Here is a 17,337-nt window from a genome sequence, read left to right on the forward strand (position 1 = left end):
GGCATTTTTTTGGTTGAAGAGAAGAGTAATGGAAAATCACAAGCTTGTTTTACCAGAGCATTTGAATCACTACGGGTTTTTATTTGGTGGTTATATGCTGATGTGGGTGGATGAAGTGGCCTATATCGCTGCTCGTTTGGATTATCCCGAAGCCAACCTGGTGACCATCGGTATGGATGCCATCGAGTTCCACCACAGTGTTAAAAAAGGCACGATATTGCGTTTCGAGGCCGTACAAAACCGTGTTGGTAATACCTCGGTGCAATATCAGGTCAATGTTTATCAGGGGCCGGTCAGAAGTGAAGAGCCGGTATTCAGCACCAATGTGACTTTTGTGTGCGTTGATGCAGAAGGTAATAAGAAGCCCCTGTCAGGAAAATAAACTCCGTATTGCTTAAGGCTTTATACGAACAGGGCTGCTGTCATTCTGAACGCAGTGAAGAATCTCGCTTTTGATTGAGGCATGTGATTGTCGCCTTCGGCACCCAGTGCGCCATGCGCTTTTGTCTTCGCTTTGCTCAGGATGGCGAGGTGGTTGTGGTGGATGGTTTTTTAATCCATTTGCCGAAGAATACGCCCGCCTCAAACAACAGCCACATGGGTACTGCCAATAGTGACTGGGATATGACATCGGGTGGAGTTAGCAACATGCCAACGACAAAACAGCCCACTATAATATAGGGTCGTTTGTTGGCGAGTTTTTCCGGGGTTGTAACTCCCATTGCAATAAGCAGTAGTGCTGCAATGGGAATCTCAAAGGCAACACCAAAGGCAAAAAACAGCTTTAATACAAAGTCCAGGTAGGAGCTGATATCAGTCATTACCTGAACATTTTCGGGGCCAATGGTGGTGAAGAAGCCGAACAGCAATGGAAGGACCACAAAGTAACTGAAGGCTACGCCAGCGTAAAAAAGCAGGATGCTGGCGGTAAGCATAGGCGCAGCCAGTTTTTTTTCCCGATCGTACAGGCCCGGTGCAACGAAGCCCCAGATTTGATAGAGAATGAACGGGATTGCCAGAAATATCGATACTACAAGGGTCAGCTTGAATGGGGCAAAAAATGGTGATGCCACATCAGTAGCGATCATGCTGCTGTTTTCGGGAAGCAGTGCTTCGAGTGGGGCGGAGACGAATTCGTAGATATCATTGCTGAAGGCAAACAGCCCGGCAAATATCACCCCGGTAACCATCACAATGCGCAGCAACCGGTCGCGAAGCTCTAAAAGGTGCGTTACAAGTGGCTGTTTTTGTTCGTCAGTCATTGTTTGATTTTTGGGCCGGAGCGTTATCGTTGGCAGTGGTGGAGTCGCTGGATTTATTGTTTGTTGTCTGCTCTGGGCCTTGCCCGGAAACAGCTCGCTCAATTTCCTGCTTGCTGGCATTTAGGCGACGCATTACCTCTTCATTGTGAAGCTGGCGTCGAACTTCATCTATGTGAAATTCCCGCTCCATATCCTGTTTAACATTGCTGATACTGCGCTTCAGGCGACCTATCCACAGGCTGATAGATCGCACCACTTCTGGCAGACGGGCAGGGCCGATTACAATCAGCCCTAATACAGCGATAAGTAAAAGCTCAAAAAAACCAATGTCGAACATGGAGGGTCAACAAGTTATTTTTTATCTGAAGTTGCTTCAGCCTGCTCAGCCTCGGCTTTGGTTTCAACACTGTTTTTTTCGGAATCGCCAAGTTGTTTGGCTTCATCATCTGAAACGGCTTTTTTGAATCCCTTTACAGCACCGCCAAGGTCGCTGCCCATGGATTTCAGTTTTTTGGTGCCGAAGATCAGAACGATAATGGCCAGAATAATCAACAATTGCCAAATACTAATACCACCAATTCCCATAACAGGCTCCTCAGGTTATTTGTCAGTCCGGCTGGCTTTTTCCTCGATACCCGAGGTGCCAAACCGTCGTTGCAATTCGTTTAATACTGACTCAGCGTTTTCGCCGAGGTGGGACAGCATAACCAGTGAGTGAAACCACAGGTCAGCTGTCTCGTAAATTACGTCTTTGTTATCGCCATTGTTGGCAGCATCTTTGGCCGCCAGAATGGTTTCGGTCGCTTCTTCGCCCACTTTTTCCAGTATCTTGTTCAGCCCTTTATGATGCAGGCTGGCAACGTAGGAACTGTCCGGGTCAGCGTGGCGACGTTCTGCCAGTATTTCAGTTAATTGGGCCAGTATATCGTTATTCATGTGACGGTTTCGTTGTCTGCTATTTATAAATAGTCGAAGGATCTTTTAATACAGGGTCGACTGTCTGCCATTCGCTGCCATTCAGGACACGGTAAAAGCAGGATTCCCTACCGGTATGACAGGCGATGCCACCACACTGTTCAATTTGCAATACAATGACATCGGCATCGCAGTCCAGGCGGATTTCACTGACCTGCTGCACATGTCCCGAAGATTCACCTTTATGCCAGAGTTTACCGCGCGAACGTGACCAGTAAACTGCCTGCATTTTTTCTGAGGTCAATTGCAGGGACTCGCGATTCATCCAGGCCATCATCAGGATGCGGCCGGTTTTTTGGTCCTGGGCAATGGCGGGTATCAGGCCGTCCTTATCCCATTTGACCTCATCCAAAAAAGTGTTCTGTTTCGTCGTGCTCATTCACTATGCTCCACCGGCTAATGCCTATAGTACATCAAGGCAGTAATCATCGCCGGGTTAATAAAATGGCGCCAATTACGGCCGCACCGATTCCAATCAGTGGGGAGTGGTTCAAAGACTGGCTCATGGATGCGGCCAACAGGCCAATACCGGCACCAATTAACCCGGCTCCCCAGAGCCAGTCGCGGCGATTGTTTTTCACACTGTTAGATGCCGAGATTGTTTGGTCCAGGCGTTCCAGTTGCTCAAGGCTGCGAAATACCATTTGTGGCACCTTGGGGAACTGCTCCAGCCACTCGGGACCGTAACGTTTGATTTTGTCCAGGAATGCAGTCGGTTTGATACGATTCTTCAGCCAGCGCTCAAGGAACGGGTGTGCAGTTTCCCAAAGATCCAGCTGTGGGTAGAGTTGGCGACCCAGTCCTTCAATGTTGAGCAGGGTTTTTTGCAGCAGTACCAGTGATGGTTGCACTTCCATATCAAATCGGCGGGCGGTACGAAACAGACTGACCAGCAGTTGACCAAAAGATATTTCACTGAGCGGGCGCTCAAAAATCGGTTCGCACACGGTTCGAATGGCCGATGCAAAATTGTTGATCGAGGTGCCTTCCGGCACCCAGCCCGACATCACATGCAGTTCCGCTACCTGTCGATAATCTCGACGAAATACCGCCAGCAGGTTGCGAGCCAGATAGTATTGATCGGCATCGCTAAGGCTGCCCATGATGGCGCAATCGATCGCCAGATATTTTGGCTGTTTGGGATTGCTTGAGTCGACAAAGATATTGCCGGGGTGCATATCTGCGTGGAAAAAGTTGTGGTCAAAAACCTGGGTAAAAAAGATTTCCACGCCGCGCTCGGCTAGAACTTTAAAGTCGGTACCTTGGTCGGTAAGGGTCGTTATGTCGGTGACGGGGGTAGCGTAAATACGCTCCATTACCATCACTTTTTCGTTGGTGTAGGGCCAGTAGACCTCTGGCACATACAGTAGTGGCGAGCCCTCACCATTTTTTCCAAGAAAGTTGCGTCGCAACAACGAGGCATTGGCAGCCTCACGCTGTAAATTCAATTCATCAAAAATGGTGTTGCGATAATCCGCGACAATCTCAACTGGTCGAAGGCGGCGACCGTCATTGGTTTTTGCTATCAGTCGGGCCAGAAGCTCCATCAGCGCCAGATCTTGCTCAATGGTGTGCTCAATGCCTGGGCGAATGGCTTTAACAACTACTTCTTTGCCATCCTTGAGAGTTGCGGCATGGACCTGTGCTACGGATGCCGAAGCTAACGGCTCTCGATCAAAGCTGGCAAACAGATCGTCAATTTTTCCACCCAGTGCCTGCTCAATGATGGCGGCAAATTCATCGGCACAGAATGGTGGAACATTGTCCTGCAGCTCATCCAGTTCTGCGACGATGTCTGCGGGTACCAGATCCGGTCGAGTGCTGAGCAGCTGGCCAAACTTCACAAATACTGGCCCCAGTTCTTCCAGTGCCATACGCAGGCGTGCGCCGCGAGCGGTTTTGGGTTCTGGCAGCAGACGTGCCGGCTTGACCAATAGTTTCAGGGCACCGGGTAATTGATGATCGGTAAAAAAAGTATCCAGTCGATGACGCTGGAACACGCGAATAATTTTGGCGAGGCGGGTAGCTCGTCTCACAGTTCCTGATCCGTTGCTTGCAATTTATTGTTTAGTCGCTGAACGCGAGCTGCCAGTCGATCTACATTGTTGCCGAGAGTGCGTACGTCGCGGCGAAATTGTTCCACTTCATCTTTGGCTGGCGTCAGGCGGGCTTCATCGCGGACAAAATTGGCTGCCGCCGCCATCGCCCTTGGTCGAGCCTGCTGCTGCCACTGGTGTGCGGAGCGAGCGGCTTTCATCAACAGGTGTGCTGGCAGTTCTCCGACCAGTTCAGCCAGGGCTGCCTCCCAGTCCACGTCCAGGTCCGAAAGGGCATTCTTAAGACGTTGCAACACGTCTAGACTGCCGCGAACTTCAACACCCTTACCGGCAATGGTCGGGTCATCGGCCATGGCAATATTTAGCAGAGCAGTCGCCGAACCTTTGATCGAAACATCAGGTTCGCGATTCAGTTCGGAGTGCAGGGTGATATTGTCCTGATGGCAGGCCATGTAGATGGTTAGCGCCGGGCTGGTGAGCTCAATGCAGATCGAACGGCCGGTGAGCTCGGAAAGTCGATTACGAGTGGCCGGGTCGTATTGCAGCGCGCGGTTGATCAGTATCTCGATACCTGTCAGCGCGGAGCTCTGGAGTGGCAATGGAATCAAGGTCATTCCTTATCTAGGTGCCTAGGCCTTAAAGCCGCGGTGCAGGGCGACGATGCCGCCGGTCATGTTCTGGTAGCTGCAATTCTCAAAACCGGCCTCAACCATCATCTGCTTGAGAGTGTCCTGGTCCGGGTGCATACGAATGGATTCCGCCAGATAGCGATAGCTTTCGGCATCCTGGGCCACCAGTTCGCCCATTTTCGGCAGCAGGTTAAAGGAGTAGAAGTCGTAAGCCTTTTCCAGCAGACCGTTAGTGGGCTTGGAAAACTCCAGTACCAGTAGCCTGCCGCCAGGCTTGAGTACCCGCAACATAGAGCGCAATGCCAGATCCTTGTCGGTGACGTTGCGCAGTCCAAAGGCGATGGTAATGCAGTCAAAGCTGTTGTCTGGGTAGGGCAGGTACTGGGCATCTGCCTGGGTGAAGTGAACGTTGCCGGCAACACCCATATCGAGCAGCTTGTCGCGGCCGACCTTAAGCATTGAGTCATTGATGTCGGCCAGTACCACCAGCCCCTCTTCGCCGACAATGCGGGAGAATTTGGCCGTCAGGTCGCCGGTGCCACCGGCGATATCAAGCACATGATGGCCCGGTCTTACACCGGACATCTCGATGGTGACTTTCTTCCACAATCGGTGGACACCACCGGACATCAGGTCGTTCATCAGGTCGTACTTGGCGGCAACAGAGTGAAATACATCGGCCACTTTTCCGGCCTTCTCTTCAACGTTGACGGTCTGGAACCCGAAGTGGGTAGTCTTATGTTCGCTCATGGTGTTCCCGAGTACGGCTTTGTGTAAAACCGGCATTGTACTACGGATGATGAGGCAGGTCAGTGTGATATAGGGAGGGTGTTTGGAGAAAGAGAGGGAGCCGCACCCTGCCAGCAATTGCTCGCAAGGTGCGGTAATTTTCAGTTAGGCAGATTTACGACTGAACAGCTTTTTGAAGAATGCACCGATGGCCACAATCAGGATGATCCAGAATTTTTTCAAGACCAACAGAAGGGTCATCAAAATGCCGGTCTTGGCCAATACTTTGCCTGCAACCAGGGCACCGATGCCGTAGGCAGCGACCTCGTCCATATCCGGATCGAACTGGTCGTATTTAAAACCGTCATTGAACTCGGTCATGGCCATAACCGGTTCCAGATTCTGGTTGATCTCTTCCAGTTGACCAATTGAGGCAATGTAGTTGAGCATCAGGTAGCCCTTACGACCCAATACCCGCACATTGTAATTGAGTACATGATCATTGCCGGGGTCAGTGCCAAAGGCGAGCTCCTGGGCCCAGTGAAGGGTTTTGTCGGTGTGATTGTAGTGGGGAGGCGCCGCCCATCCTACCAGCTCAATCGCTTCGTACCCTTGCTCGACACGGTAAGCGCTCTCCTCACGGGTATCCTTTTTCATATCAACTAGCAGGTCGTCGTAGTCGATCTTGTCTGCATCATCATCAGAGACATAACCCTCTTCAACGTACTGAATCGTGACTCCCCAACTGTCTCCGTCAAAAGGTGTGTAGGCCTGAGGGAAAATCATGCCATAGGTTTCACCGCCGGGAGGGTTGCCCCAGAACTCTTCCAGTACGGTCGCGGTGTTCTCGGGGGAGAGATAGTAAAACTCTTCAGGAACATCGAGTTTTGCAATGCCGCCTGGAAGTTCAATCACCCCGGTACGTTTTTCCATACCCTGCCAAAGTGAACTTATGTGTTCAAAATACTGAAGTTGTTCGGGGGTGAGAGTTTCGTCAGCTTCGGTTTCTTCTGCAGTTGCCGAGATGATTTGCAGGCTTGCCAGTAAGGCGATCAGACAGCGGAATATAGGAGGGAATTTAGTTAAATACATGGGGAAATCCTTCTTTCATTATTGTTTCCATACGGTCTTTTCATAGTGAGTCGACCGAAATAATTGATCGTAAAATCACCTCACACATTATCAGGTTTTTTTGTCGGGGGAATTACTTTACACCCCACGTCAATAAGTTGAGTACGTAATGCGAGAAATCAAAAAAGGGCAGTTGGGAAAGCTGCCCTTTTTGTTAAAGCTCATTCGGGGTAGGCGCCTGTTAAGTGCCCAGGTAGCGCTCGCGGCGATTGGGCTTGAGTCTGGCCAGGTCAACCACAATCAGCCCATCGATTGCATCCTTGAATTCAGGGTCGATATTGAAGCCGGCAAATTGGGCGCCTCCCGGTTCACAAATTTCCGTGTACTGTTTATACAGAGTCGGAACGCTGCGGTTCATGTGGCTGAGCTGACCTTTCAGCTGCACAAATTCTTTCTGGTAATCGTTACCGGGGAACTGTTCATCCAGTTCCAGTTGTTTTTCCTGGGCAATACGGTAGGGCACGGTGCAGTCTGCCAGTGGTTGCAGGGGAGGAAAGTGTTTGGTGTAAAAGTGCACGATCATATCCTTGGCGTGTTCAGGATAAGCGTCACTTAGGGTGACGGGGCCAAACAGGTAACGGTACTGGGGATTTTTACGCAGGAATGCGCCGATGCCATACCAGAGATACTCCAGGCTGCGCTTGCCCCAGTATTTTGGCTGCACAAAGCTGCGACCCAGCTCCAGTCCCTGGGCCAGATATGGCTTCATGGTTTCACGGTATTTGAACAGACTGGCCGAGTAGAGGTAGTTCTCGCCTTTGGCTTCAACCGCATTGCTGGCGTCGCAAAAACGGTAGGCCCCAGCAATTTCCAGTTCTGCCTCATCCCAGAGTAGCAGGTGAATATAGTGGCGATCGTAGATGTCGTTATCTCGACGGTTGCCAGAGCCTTCACCTACTGCACGAAATGCAACTTCGCGAAGCCTGCCGACTTCACGCATGATGCAGGAGTTGGCCTGGTAGTGATAGAGATAGATCTTTTTGCCGTCTGCGGTCTCTCCAAGAAGCTCGCAACGTTTGATCTCTTCTTTCAGCTGGGCGCGATTTTCAGGGTGGGAAATAGCCACTTCCGTACTGAAAATACCTTTCTTGCCTTTGCCAATTCGATAAAGGTGGCGTTGAAACAACTTCACTTTCTCGCGCAGTGGCACCTGCACTTGCTGGTAGCTGTCGTAACTGATGGGCTCACCAATACGAATGTCGACACAGTTTTTAGCCTGCTTGAACATCTCCCGTACCAACCAGAGAGTGGAAATCGGGCGTGCCATAAAGGAGAGTGCGTAAAACAGTGCTGAATTCCGACCGTCCACAAAGACTGGCAGAATAGGGGCTTTGGTGCTGCTGGCAATTCGCAGGAATCCTGAGCGCCAATCACAGTCCCGTACTCCTTTAACGCCAAAGCGAGATACTTCACCGGCGGGAAAAACGATCAGTGCACCATCGTTTTCCACATGCTCGCGAATGGCTTCGAGATCTTTTTTGGCGGTGGCGCCAGCGCCCCCCATATTATTTACCGGCATCATCACTGACTGCAGCGGTTTAAGGGTGGCGAGCAGTTCATTGGCCACTACTTTTACATCCGGTCGAACTTCACGCACCAGTTTGAGCAGTGCCAGACCGTCCAGAGAACCAATCGGATGGTTGGCTACAATAACGACGCGCCCTTGAGAGGGAATGCGTTCCCGCTCGGTATCCCGAACCGTATAGCTGAAGTCAAACAGGGCAAGACCCTGTTCCACGAAATCAAACCCTTCAAGATGGGGATAATCTCTTTCAAACTGCTGAAAGTCCTTTTCGTGAAATAGCAGTCGCAGAACCTTGACCAGCGGTTTGGCTATGAGCGGTTTTTGCTCAACCAGCTTGGGGTAGCGTTCCTGTACAAAATGTTCGACGTCTAGCATAGATAGCCCTCTTGGTATGTGGGCAAATCTAAGGCAGTTTGGTGACAGTCGTATCTCAATGGGATGACTGAAAAATGACAGGTGGCCAGTTGGTAGAAGAGGGTGAAATGTGATGGATTTCACGCTTCTGTATCATTCGTTGGGTCAGCTATTTATATATATGGCACATTGAAATTTGGCTGTGGCAATCTAAGCTTAATGCATTGTTGCTGGGGCTATGTGTTGAATAAATCTTACGACATTGTAATGATAATTCCCGGCAACCGTTGTTGATGCAAACACAGATATCTACACAGGCTGTAAAACAACAATAATCATTAATAGATGTAGGAAAAACTGAATGACAGGGGTGTTAACGGCTAGCCTGGCTCTTTCAATTGCAATCGCAGTATTTGGATATTCTCTCTACCTGGGTTGGCGAGAAAAACTCTTTCATAACAAGGCCTGGTACCTGTTGTCCGGTGGCGGTCTGCTGGCCTGCGCCGGTTTGATCTGTTCTGCCAGTCTAACCTGGCCAGGTGATAACTTGCTGACAGTTGTCGGTATAGTGGCTTTTAGTGCTGGTGCATTGTGGTGGTTTCACGAGTCACTCTCCTTGCGTAAAACTTATCTACAGCTCAGGGAAGCGCATATGTTTCTCGACGCCAGAGTGCGTGAACATACTAAAGAGCTGAAATCCACTCAGGAAAAGCTGGTGCAGTCGGCGCAGTTGGCCTCGTTGGGGCAGATGTCTGCCGGGTTGGCTCATGAAATTAACCAGCCCTTGGGGATAATCCAACTTAATACCGAATTAACGCGAAGAATGCTGGACGACAAACAGATTGATCGGGCAATGGTTTCCAAGCTGCAACAGGAGAGCCAAACCCAGTGTCGCCGGATTATCAAAATCGTTCGCCACCTGAGGGCGTTCAGTCGCGATGGAGAGCTTAGCCCTCGCGATCATCACGATATGAATGGTATGGTTGCCGAAGCCTTTGTGTTGTTCTCCGAAGAGTTGCGAATCAATGGTATTGAGGCACACAAGGACTTGGCTGAAGATCTGCCTTTGGCCGTCTGCAACCAGGTGCAGGTGGTCCAGGTGTTGACCAACCTGATCAGCAACGCCAGGGATGCGGTTGAGAACGAAAAGCACAAACGAATCGACGTGCGCACATTTTTCCAGGGAAATTTTGTTTGTGTGGAAGTGGAAGATAACGGCTGCGGTATTCCCCGCGATGTTCTTAGCCGGATTTATGATCCCTTCTTTACCACGAAAGAAGTTGGTAAGGGCACGGGCTTGGGAATGTCGATAAGTTATGGGATTATTCAGGAGCATGGTGGCGACCTGAAAGTAAAAACAAGAGAAGGCGAGGGAACCTGTTTTACTGTACTCTTGCCTGCAGTGAAATCTCAACTGGATGAGCTGTCCTCACTGGATAAATTGACCGAGGTAGGAATATGACCAAGATCTTATTGATCGATGACGACGAAGGATTCAACGAAGCATTGTCACGGAGCCTGACCTACGAGGGCTATAGCGTTATCAGGGCTTTTAATGGAGTGGAAGGGTGTGAGGTAATGCGCACCGAACGCCCGGACCTGATTATTACCGATATTGTAATGCCTGAACGCGATGGTCTCGGAGTCCTTAAGGATCTCGGCCTGAAAATGAGCAACGGTGATATCGTGTTTCCCTGTAAAGTCATCGTGATCACCGGTGGTGGACGTTTGCTGGGGCCAGATTACCTTGAGCGTGTAGAGGCGATGGGGGTGGATGCGGTACTTGAAAAGCCGTTCTCACTGACTGATCTGGTAGAAGTTGTTGAGCGCCTGGTGCCGCAAAACGCATAAAGCCGCTTTTCAGGTTTATCAGCTTTAAAGTAAAAAGGCCAAAGGGTTAACCCTTTGGCCTTTTTTGCTGGCAACTGGTGCGTTATGGACGCTTCCAGATCCCTTTCTCTTCAAACTCGTCCATGGTCGCCTCAATACTGTCACGAAGCGTTTTGACAATAAAGTCGACGTCTTCGCGAGTGATGATCAAAGGTGGCGACATCACGTTGAGGTTCACGATCGGGCGTACGATCAAGCCACGTTCGTCAGCATGGTTGGCAATGCATTTGCCGATATCCAGCTCTTCCGGGAACAGCTTCTTGGTGGTTTTATCGGATACAAAGTCCACACATACCATCAGGTGAGAGCCGCGTACGTCACCAACGATGGGCAGGTCCAGCAATGTTCTCAATTGTTCCTGGAAGTACGGGCCGACTTCCTTAACGTTCTCGAGCAGTTTCTCGTTCTCAAGAATCTCAATGTTTTTCAGCGCCGCGGCACAGGCTACCGGGTGGGCCGAGTAGGTGAAACCGTGGGCAAAACAACGGCCGTGGCCGGTTTCGCTGATCACATTGTGAATGCGCGATGAGTAAATGCAGGCTCCCAGCGGCTGGTAACCGGAGGTAATACCCTTGGCGGAGATGATGATGTCCGGCTGAACATCAAACAGCTCTTTGGTTGCGAACCACTCACCAAGACGACCGAATGCAGTTACTACCTCGTCGGATACGTACAGAATGTCGTATTTCTGGCAGAGATCCCAGGTACGGCGATGGTAGCCTTTTGGCGGTACAATCACGCCGCCGGCGCCCATAATCGGTTCGGCAAAGAATGCTGCAACTTTGTCCGGACCCACTTCCAGAATCTTGTCTTCCATCTCCTTGATCAGCGAGTCCAGGAATTCTTGCTCACTCATACCTTCCGGTGCCCGGTAATAGTTGGGTGAAGAGAGGTGATGAATGGTGTCCTGAATGTAGTCAAACTCTGGCGGGTGGTCGCCAGGCTTGCCGCCGATGGACATAGCCGCATAGGTGGAGCCGTGATAGGAGTTCACGCGAGACAGAATGTGCTTCTTCTCGGACAGGCCGCGACAGTTTTGGTAGTACTGGATCAGGCGGTAAGCGCTGTCTACTGCAGTGGAGCCGCCACAGGTGAAGATCACATGATTCAAATCACCGGGCGCCAGTTGAGCCAGCTTTTTAGCCAATTTGGCCGCCGGTACGTTGGTCAGGTCCACGAACGGGCTGGCGTAGGCCATCAGGCGCACCTGTTCGGCAATCGCTTCCGCCATATCTTCCCGGCCCAGTCCGATGTTAGTACACCAAAGGCCGCCTACTGCGTCGAGATAGCGGTTGCCATCGGCGTCGTACACGTATGCCCCTTTTGCAGCGGCAATAGGCAGCGCGCCTTCCTCTTCAAACACATCGAAGATTTGCCAGGGGTGAGTGTGGTGCGCTTTGTCTACAGCGGTGATCTTGTCGGTGTCGAACTTATCGAAATTCACGGGAGGATTGGTTGCGATATTCACAAAATAGGCCTGCGGTTACTGTGTTGTGACCAGCTTAGTCCAGCGGGTGGGGGGAGGTGATATACCCCTTAAGGGGGTAAGTGGTGTTCTGAAGACCCGTGGAATGGCTATATACAGAGCCTGTAACATGGCTAAATGTTGCACAAAATCAGACACTTCGAAGGTTTTGGGCCTCACAAAAGATTGCCTGAAGGCCTGCCATTGAGCATACTGCGCGGTTTCGACCATTAGCCGTATCGCTGTTATGACAATAGAGTCTTACGCCACAGCCAGCCTGGAAAACCTCTACCGGATCTTTACGGTGCCGGAGGCCCCCGATTCTACCCTGGGAGGGTTGGATCGCGATATCTCCGACAATCTGTCCGGATTTCTGCGTGATCGCATTGTCACCAAAGAGGTCAGCCTGGATGTCATCGAGAAAGACTTTTCCACGGCGGAGATCCCCGAGCAACCCTGTTTCGTATCTGGCTATACCGATTTCCTGCTGGACAAACTGGTGTCCCGCTCGGTGCATACCACGGCCCCCAGCTTTGTTGGGCATATGGCGGTGCCATTGCCGTACTTCATGTTGCCTCTGTCGAAGATTCTTATCGCCCTTAATCAGAATCTGGTCAAGATCGAAACCTCCAAGGCGTTTACCCCGCTGGAGCGCCAGGTGCTGGCGATGCTTCACCATCTGATTTATCAACGTGAAGAGGGCTTCTATGGTCGCTGGATTCACGATGCGGACCATGCCTTGGGGGCATTTTGTTCCGGCGGCACCATTGCCAATGTCACCGCTCTCTGGGCGGCCCGTAACCGGCTGTTTCCGCCCAATGGCGACTTTCCGGGGATTGCCAAAAGCGGTCTGGTGGCAGCGCTGCGCCATAGCGGTTATGAAAACATTGCAGTGCTGGTTTCCAAACGAGGCCATTACTCCTTAGGCAAGGCAGCTGATCTGCTTGGCATTGGTCGTGAACAGTTAATCAGTATCGACACCGACGACCAGAACCGAATTGATCTGGATAAGTTACGCCAGCGCTGTGAAAACCTGCAGAGTAATGGTGTCAAGGTTATGGCTATTGTCGGGGTTGCCGGTACTACCGAAACAGGCAGTATCGATCCACTGGACCAGATGGCTGATATAGCCGAGCAATACCAGTGTCACTTCCATGTTGATGCTGCCTGGGGTGGCCCGACACTTTTTTCCAGCACTCATCGACCTCTGCTGAAGGGCATTGAGCGTGCTGACTCGGTGACCATTGACGCTCACAAACAACTCTATGTACCGATGGGTGCAGGTATGGTGTTGTTTAAAGATCCGGCGGCTCTTGCCTCCATTGAGCATCACGCTGATTACATTTTGCGGAAGGGCTCCAAAGACTTGGGTGCACATACCCTTGAGGGATCCCGACCGGGGATGGCCATGCTGGTGCATGCCGGTTTTCACGTGATCGGTCGCAAGGGCTATGAGCTGCTGATTGACCAGCACATCGAAAAAACCCGGTGTTTTGCAGAGCTGATTGCTGGTAGTGAGGACTTTGAGCTGGTGGCCGAACCAACTCTCAATATCCTTGCTTATCGATATGTTCCAGCAGAGGTGCAACGGAAATTGAAGGGGGTCTCCCTTGAGCAGCGTCAACAGCTGAATGACCAGCTGGATGAGATCACTCAACTGTTGCAGAAGACCCAGCGTGCCGCAGGCAAATCCTTTGTTTCCCGTACCCGCCTGACGCCCAGCTGCTACGAGGGCGATGAGATCACTGTGTTCCGGGTAGTTCTCGCCAACCCGCTGACAACACTGGAGACATTAAAGGGAGTGTTAGAAGAGCAGCGCCAGTTGGCCCATTCAGCGGGCATCGCTGAATTATTAGGTAAGCTTTAAAACGAAATCGTTAGGACAGGTGTTGGGGTGGTGTGGCTTTGAGTGTGGAATAATTCATGCCATCTCCCATCTCCCGTTATTTGGTATGCGTCAAATACCCCACCAGTGGGTCACCACCGCTGTATTTATCCAAACTCGTCAATGAGTCTATAAACAGATAAAACAATTCCGCTTGCGAGGAAACGTCCAGCTTTGCGTAGCTGTTTTTGCGGTGCAGCTTTACCGTTTCCGGAGAAATGCCCAATCGCTCGGCAATTGAGTTGGTAGAGTGTCCATGCAGAAACAGCTGCACCACCTGGGTTTCCCGTTCCGTTAGTACAGAGCGGCCAAAATTATCCAGGGCATTTTCAAGCTGCTCATTGAGCGCAGCGGTTACTTTGGGCGCTCGTTCACCACTCCAGTGCTGGCGGCACAGCTCTGCAATCACCGGCGCTATATCTGATAGGACTTCTACTTCACGTCGGTTTAATGGCTGGGCTGTTTCGGTGCGCCCCAGTGAAATATTGATGGCCGAATTTCCGCTGATTGGCAGGATATAGCCGAACTCGTCTTTCAGGCCGGTATATCGGTAATAGTTGCGGTAGTACTCGCTGCTGGTAAATCCTTTCGGCGTGATATTTTTTAAACGGTAAAAGCCATTGGTGTTGTTGTCGACAATGGCTCTATAGCAGGGGTCCAGCAGATAGGCGCCTTCCAAAAAGCGTTCAACATTTGCCTGACGCTCTATGGAGGGTAAGTCGTTGTATTCAAGCAGTGGTGGCTGGTTTTTTGCGTAAACCAGTACCAATGCATTGTTAAAGTTGACCAGCCTTTTTAATAAATCGACCAAATGCCCGGGAAAGGAGTCCGAGCCAATGGTGGGGATAATAGCGGCTAGTGCCTGACTGAATACTTTAAGGTCGTTTCGCATCCAACGATTCTATCCTTAAAGCAGAATTTTAAGAAGAGCATAAATATGACAAAAAAAACGCCGGCTATTGCCGGCGTTTATACATGGGGCCTGGAAAATTACTTGCCATAACCCTCTGGCAGTTTCAGGCCAGTGTGTCTGGCAATAAACGCCCACATATCGGAGTACTCTTCGATAATCTTGTGAGTCGGTTTGCCTGAGCCATGACCGGCTTTGCTTTCGATGCGAATCAACACTGGCTTGTCGCCTTTGTAATCGTGCTGAACGGCAGCGATGTATTTAAAGCTGTGGCCGGGTACTACGCGGTCGTCGGTGTCAGCGGTATTTACCAGAATCGCCGGGTAATTTTTGTCGCCGGTATTATGGTATGGCGAGTAGCTGTACAGCACTTCAAACTCGTCTGCGTTTGCAGAGGAGCCGTAGTCATCCACCCAGTAGCGGCCAGCGGTAAACTGGTTAAAGCGCAGCATGTCCATAACGCCTACGGTAGGCAGGGCAGCAGCAAACAGGTCAGGGCGCTGGTTAACGGTTGCACCGATCAGCAGGCCACCGTTTGAACGGCCGTAGCTGGCCAAGTGTTCCGGAGAGGTGTACTTCTCTTTGATCAGGTACTCGGCACCGGCGATAAAATCGTCAAACACATTCTGCTTGTTCAGCTTGGTGCCGGCTTTGTGCCACTTCTGGCCGTACTCGCCACCGCCACGCAGGTTGCAAACCGCGTACACGCCGCCCATGTCCATCCAGGTCAGGTTGGAAACGCTGAAGCGAGGAGGCAGTGAGATATTAAAGCCGCCGTAGCCGTAGATCAGGGTCGGGTTCTGGCCATTCAGCTCAATACCTTTTTTGTAGCTGATGATCATCGGAATCATGGTGCCGTCTTTTGACGGATAGAACACCTGCTTGGATTCAAAGTCATCCGGGTTGTAAGCCAGATCCGGTTGTTTCCACAGAGTGCTCTCACCGGTAGAAACATCGTAGCGGTAGATGCTGCCGGGGTTGGTGTAGCTGGAGAAGCTGTAGAACGTTTCCGGGCTATCTGCATTGCCACCGAATCCGCTGGCTGCACCAATGCCTGGCATCTCAACAGTACCAGCCTGTGAACCATCCAGATTGAAGACGCGGACTTCAGGCAGAACGTCTTTCATATATTGAGCGATAAACTTACCGCCCACAAAGCTGATGCCATTCAGGTTCAGCTCCTGCTCTGAAATAACTTCTACCCAGTTCTCTTCAGCCGGACTTTCCAGGTCGATCATTACTACACGACGCAGTGGTGCGCTGTGGGTAGTTGCAAAGTAGAGCTTGCTGCCAGTTGAGTGAACAAGGCCCCAAGCGGCATCGAAGTTACCAATCAGCGAAACCGGTTGAGCATCCGGCTTGGACAGGTCTATATAGTCGATACGGTTGTTATCATCAGTACCTTTAGAGGTGTAGATCATCAGGTACTTGTTGTCGTCGGTCAGGCGCGCTGAGAAACCCCATTCGGGTTCGTTGGCGTTTTCAAAGATCAGCTTGTCTTCGCTTTGATCGGTTCCCAGCTTGTGGAAATAGACTTTGCTGAAGTGGTTCAGGCTTTGGAAGTCTGCACCGCCCTCAGGAATTGGGAAACGGTTGTAGTAGAAACCTGATTCATCTTCCAGCCAGGACGCACTGAAGCCGTACTTGGTACCCAGAATGGTGTCGTCCAGAACTTTACCGGTATCCACTTCGAGGATTTTGCCGGTACGCCAGTCGGAGCCGGACTCCTGGATGCCATAGGCGATGTATTTTCCGGATGGGCTGTAGTTGGTATCAGCCAGGGCGACTGTGCCGTCTTCGGACCAGGTGTTCGGGTCCATAACCAGTTTCGGTTCGGCATCCAGAGACTCAGCCATATACACCGGATACTGGTTTTGCAGGCCGGAGTTCATACGCAAGAAGTAGCGATCACCTTTCTTGGTGGGCATGCCCACCTTTGCGTAGTCCCACAGTTGGGTCATACGGTGCTCAATTTGCTTGCGCTCCGGCATGGAGTTCAGGTATTCGTTGGTTACCTTGTTCTGAGCCTTTACCCATTCAGCCACTTCAGGGTTGTCACGCACATCGTCTTCCAGCCAGCGGTATGGGTCAGCCACTTCGGTGCCGTGGTAGTTGTCGGTGACATCCAGGCGCTTGGTGTCCGGGTAGCTGAGTGCTACCTGCGCTTGCTCCTGGGCTTTTTCTACGGACTGCTCGGTGCTTTGCTCGTCGCCTGAACAGGCCGTGAGCGCTGTAATCACCGCCAGACTGGCCAGTGGGGCCAATAACCTGCGTGACATACCTTTCTCCTTCATTGTATTGGAATAAACAAACGGGCAAGAGTAAAAGGTTGGGAATAATCAGGCAAGATACTGGGATACTTACAGAACAAACAATTGTTTATAGCCTTTTATTTGCTGAAAAGTTTTGCAAGAAAGAGCTATTACCTGACCGACTTTTGGTACTAAGTCATCATAAACTGTTATGGCGAGTCGATAACCGGTCGCTTATCACGACGATTTCACAGTTCCCGGTGCGATTTTCTA

Annotated in this window: 17 protein-coding genes; 4 read left to right on the forward strand and 13 right to left on the reverse strand. The window is 51.1% G+C overall.

Annotation, left to right across the window (positions count from 1 at the left end; genetic code table 11):
* Positions 1-28 precede the first annotated feature (28 nt).
* Positions 29-382 (forward strand): acyl-CoA thioesterase, encoded by a 354-nt coding sequence (locus QP938_02965; protein ID WIO74880.1) that lies wholly within the window; start codon positions 29-31, stop codon positions 380-382.
* Positions 383-518: 136 nt separating this feature from the next.
* Here the strand turns inward: QP938_02965 and tatC are convergent, their stop codons facing one another.
* From tatC to QP938_03015, 10 genes are all read right to left on the reverse strand, one after another.
* Positions 519-1,262, reverse strand: coding sequence for a twin-arginine translocase subunit TatC (gene tatC / locus QP938_02970; protein WIO74881.1), 744 nt, complete (start codon positions 1,260-1,262; stop codon positions 519-521).
* Entirely contained in the window at positions 1,255-1,599 is a 345-nt protein-coding gene (gene tatB / locus QP938_02975; protein WIO74882.1) for a Sec-independent protein translocase protein TatB, read from the reverse strand. Before tatB ends, tatC begins: the two co-directional genes overlap by 8 nt.
* Before the next feature lie 14 nt (positions 1,600-1,613).
* Positions 1,614-1,847, reverse strand: coding sequence for a Sec-independent protein translocase subunit TatA (tatA, locus tag QP938_02980; protein ID WIO74883.1), 234 nt, complete (start codon positions 1,845-1,847; stop codon positions 1,614-1,616).
* Positions 1,848-1,862: 15 nt separating this feature from the next.
* Entirely contained in the window at positions 1,863-2,198 is a 336-nt protein-coding gene (locus QP938_02985; GenBank protein ID WIO74884.1) for a phosphoribosyl-ATP diphosphatase, read from the reverse strand.
* A gap of 19 nt (positions 2,199-2,217) precedes the next feature.
* Positions 2,218-2,616: a phosphoribosyl-AMP cyclohydrolase gene (hisI, locus tag QP938_02990; GenBank protein ID WIO74885.1), complete on the reverse strand. Its 399-nt coding sequence runs from the start codon at positions 2,614-2,616 to the stop codon at positions 2,218-2,220.
* A gap of 46 nt (positions 2,617-2,662) precedes the next feature.
* Positions 2,663-4,273: a ubiquinone biosynthesis regulatory protein kinase UbiB gene (gene ubiB / locus QP938_02995; GenBank protein ID WIO74886.1), complete on the reverse strand. Its 1,611-nt coding sequence runs from the start codon at positions 4,271-4,273 to the stop codon at positions 2,663-2,665.
* A complete protein-coding gene (locus QP938_03000; GenBank protein ID WIO74887.1) occupies positions 4,270-4,908 on the reverse strand; it encodes an SCP2 sterol-binding domain-containing protein in 639 nt (212 codons plus the stop codon). Before QP938_03000 ends, ubiB begins: the two co-directional genes overlap by 4 nt.
* A gap of 15 nt (positions 4,909-4,923) precedes the next feature.
* Positions 4,924-5,673 carry a bifunctional demethylmenaquinone methyltransferase/2-methoxy-6-polyprenyl-1,4-benzoquinol methylase UbiE gene (ubiE, locus tag QP938_03005; GenBank protein WIO74888.1) on the reverse strand — a complete coding sequence of 250 codons (750 nt, stop codon included), beginning with the start codon at positions 5,671-5,673 and terminating at the stop codon, positions 4,924-4,926.
* A 144-nt stretch (positions 5,674-5,817) separates the two neighbouring features.
* Positions 5,818-6,744, reverse strand: coding sequence for a DUF2167 domain-containing protein (locus QP938_03010; GenBank protein WIO74889.1), 927 nt, complete (start codon positions 6,742-6,744; stop codon positions 5,818-5,820).
* Positions 6,745-6,964: 220 nt separating this feature from the next.
* The gene (locus tag QP938_03015; protein ID WIO74890.1) at positions 6,965-8,683 is read right to left on the reverse strand and encodes a lysophospholipid acyltransferase family protein; all 1,719 of its coding nucleotides are present in this window, start codon (positions 8,681-8,683) and stop codon (positions 6,965-6,967) included.
* 340 nt (positions 8,684-9,023) lie between these two features.
* Between QP938_03015 and QP938_03020 the strand changes: the two genes are divergently transcribed.
* Together QP938_03020 and QP938_03025 are read left to right on the forward strand one after the other, a co-directional pair.
* On the forward strand, positions 9,024-10,124 hold the full coding sequence (locus tag QP938_03020) for an ATP-binding protein (protein WIO74891.1): 1,101 nt from the start codon (positions 9,024-9,026) through the stop codon (positions 10,122-10,124).
* Complete coding sequence (locus QP938_03025; GenBank protein WIO74892.1) at positions 10,121-10,513, forward strand: response regulator; 393 nt, start codon at positions 10,121-10,123, stop codon at positions 10,511-10,513. The genes QP938_03020 and QP938_03025 overlap by 4 nt, the downstream gene beginning before the upstream one ends.
* Positions 10,514-10,595: 82 nt before the next feature.
* On the opposite strand, the gene QP938_03030 is transcribed toward QP938_03025, so the two are convergent.
* Positions 10,596-12,014 carry an aminotransferase gene (locus QP938_03030; GenBank protein WIO75605.1) on the reverse strand — a complete coding sequence of 473 codons (1,419 nt, stop codon included), beginning with the start codon at positions 12,012-12,014 and terminating at the stop codon, positions 10,596-10,598.
* Between the two features lie 250 nt (positions 12,015-12,264).
* On the opposite strand from QP938_03030, the gene panP reads away from it, so the two are divergent.
* The gene (panP, locus tag QP938_03035) at positions 12,265-13,884 is read left to right on the forward strand and encodes a putative pyridoxal-dependent aspartate 1-decarboxylase (GenBank protein WIO74893.1); all 1,620 of its coding nucleotides are present in this window, start codon (positions 12,265-12,267) and stop codon (positions 13,882-13,884) included.
* A 76-nt stretch (positions 13,885-13,960) separates the two neighbouring features.
* Here panP and QP938_03040 read toward each other — a convergent pair whose 3' ends face one another.
* Together QP938_03040 and QP938_03045 are read right to left on the reverse strand one after the other, a co-directional pair.
* The gene (locus tag QP938_03040; GenBank protein ID WIO74894.1) at positions 13,961-14,794 is read right to left on the reverse strand and encodes a LuxR C-terminal-related transcriptional regulator; all 834 of its coding nucleotides are present in this window, start codon (positions 14,792-14,794) and stop codon (positions 13,961-13,963) included.
* A 98-nt stretch (positions 14,795-14,892) separates the two neighbouring features.
* Positions 14,893-17,091, reverse strand: a complete 2,199-nt coding sequence (locus tag QP938_03045; protein WIO74895.1) for a prolyl oligopeptidase family serine peptidase — start codon at positions 17,089-17,091, stop codon at positions 14,893-14,895.
* Positions 17,092-17,337 lie beyond the last annotated feature (246 nt).

Source organism: Porticoccaceae bacterium LTM1, from assembly GCA_030252795.1.
Classification (GTDB): Bacteria; Pseudomonadota; Gammaproteobacteria; order Pseudomonadales; family Porticoccaceae; genus SCSIO-12696.